General features: G+C 64.5%; 1 protein-coding gene. It reads left to right on the forward strand.

The genetic code is table 11. The features are described 5' to 3' along the window. The first annotated feature begins 183 nt into the window (after positions 1–183). Positions 184–1,602 carry an efflux transporter outer membrane subunit gene (locus BEK68_RS07070; protein WP_009277198.1) on the forward strand — a complete coding sequence of 473 codons (1,419 nt, stop codon included), beginning with the start codon at positions 184–186 and terminating at the stop codon, positions 1,600–1,602. Positions 1,603–1,948: the final 346 nt, after the last annotated feature.

Genomic DNA, 1,948 nt, shown 5'->3' on the forward strand with positions numbered 1-1,948 from the left:
TTGAATTTATGTAACCGGGCGGAGACGGGGAAAACTCGCTCCGCTCAGACAGTTCCCCGTCTCTTTTCCGCCCGCTTACAGAAATTCAAGGCGCCATCTAGGGCAGGGTACGGCCAAACCGTCGGTGGGCACCTGTTGGCGTTGGGGCGAGCGTTGAGGTGTGGTGAGCGGGCGGCTGGGGCTGTGTTGATTGCCGCGCTGGCTGTGAGCGGCTGTGCCGTCGGTCCCGATTTCAAAGCGCCCGCGGGGCCTGCGGCTACCGGCTATTCCGCGCAGCCTGTTTCGCGCGAAACCGCATCCGCGCCCGTTGTTGGCGGCGAAGCGCAGCATCTCGTCGATGCCAACGTGCCGGCCGATTGGTGGCACCTGTTCCGATCCCCTGCGCTGGATGCGTTGGTGGACGAGGCGTTGCGTGCGAGCCCGTCCGTCGCGCAGGCGGAGGCGCGCTTGCGTCAGGCGCAGGCCGAAGCGCAGGCGCAGTTCGGCTATGCGTTGCCGTCGGTGGATGGCACCGTGTCGGCGGTGCGTCAGCAGATCAACCCAGAGGCGTTCGGATTCAACACGCCCAAGCCAGGGCCGTTCACGTTGTATTCGGCGTCGCTGTCGGTGTCGTATGCGCTGGACATTTTTGGCGGCGTGCGCCGGGCGCTGGAGGCATCGCGCGCGCAGGTCGATACGCAGCGTTATGAACTGGAGGCGGCGCGCCTGTCTCTGGCAGGCAATGTGGTGACGACGGCGGTGCGGATTGCCGCGCTGGATGCGCAGATCGCGACCACGCAGCGATTGGCGGCCGAGCAGCGCAAGCAATTGGAGATCACCGAGCGGAGGTTGAGCGTGGGCGGCGTCGCGCAGGTCGATGCGTTCTCGCAGCGCACGCTCGTCGCGCAGACCGACGCCACGTTGCCGCCGCTCGCGCAACAGGCTGCGCAGCAGCGGCACCGTCTATCGGTATTGCTGGGCCGCGAACCCGGTGCCGGGTTGCCTGACCTGCCGTCGCTCGACGCGCTGCATCTGCCCGACCCGCTGCCGGTGTCGCTGCCATCCACGCTCGCGCAGCGCCGCCCCGACATCCGTGCTGCCGAAGCGATGTGGCACGAAGCCAGCGCCAACGTGGGCGTGGCTACGGCCAATTTGTTCCCGCGTATCACCCTGTCCGCCGGGCTGGGTTCGGAAGCCACCAGCTTCCGCAACCTCCTTGGCGCTGGGTCAAGCATCTGGAATCTGGGCGCCGGCCTCACGCAACCGCTCTTCCACGGCGGCACTCTGCGCGCAAAAAAACGCGAAGCCGAAGCGGCCTACGACGCTGCCGGCGCCGCCTACAAACAAGCCGTATTGCAAGGGTTGCAAGAAGTGGCCGACACCCTGCACGCCGTCAACAACGACGCCCAAACGCTGCAGGCCCGAGCGCTGGCAACCGACCAGGCACAACAGACCCTGCGCGCCGCCCAAGCCCGCCACGCCGCCGGCGGCATCAGCACGCTAACGTTGCTGGACGCCCAGCGCCAGGTCGACCAGGCCACACTGCAACAGGTGCAGAGCCAGGCGGATCGGTTGCTGGATTCCGCCGCGCTCATGCAGGCGTTGGGTGGCGGTTGGCAATAAACCCACGACAAAGGGAAACCCAATCGACAACGCAAGCCTTCAGCTGGTGTGGCCGTACCCTGCCCTAGATGGCGCCTTGAATTTCTGTTGCAGGGAGGAAAAAGGAAGGGAAACTGTCTGAGCGAAGCGAGTTTTTCCCTTCCCCTCCCTGCGACAGAAATTCAAGGAATGGGTCGCCATCTCGGGCGCGCCTTTCTTTGCTTACTTTCTTTGGCAAGACAAAGAAAAGTAAGTCAGCCCGGCAGGGAACGAAAGGAGGGCGGACCACCAAGCCAGAATCAATTCCCCGCTCCCTGAATGTAATTCAGATCAACAAACTCGCTTCCCCGATTTCCACGCGTGAAAT

The sequence above is a fragment of the Ralstonia pickettii genome, from assembly GCF_001699815.1.
Classification (GTDB): domain Bacteria; phylum Pseudomonadota; class Gammaproteobacteria; order Burkholderiales; family Burkholderiaceae; genus Ralstonia; species Ralstonia thomasii.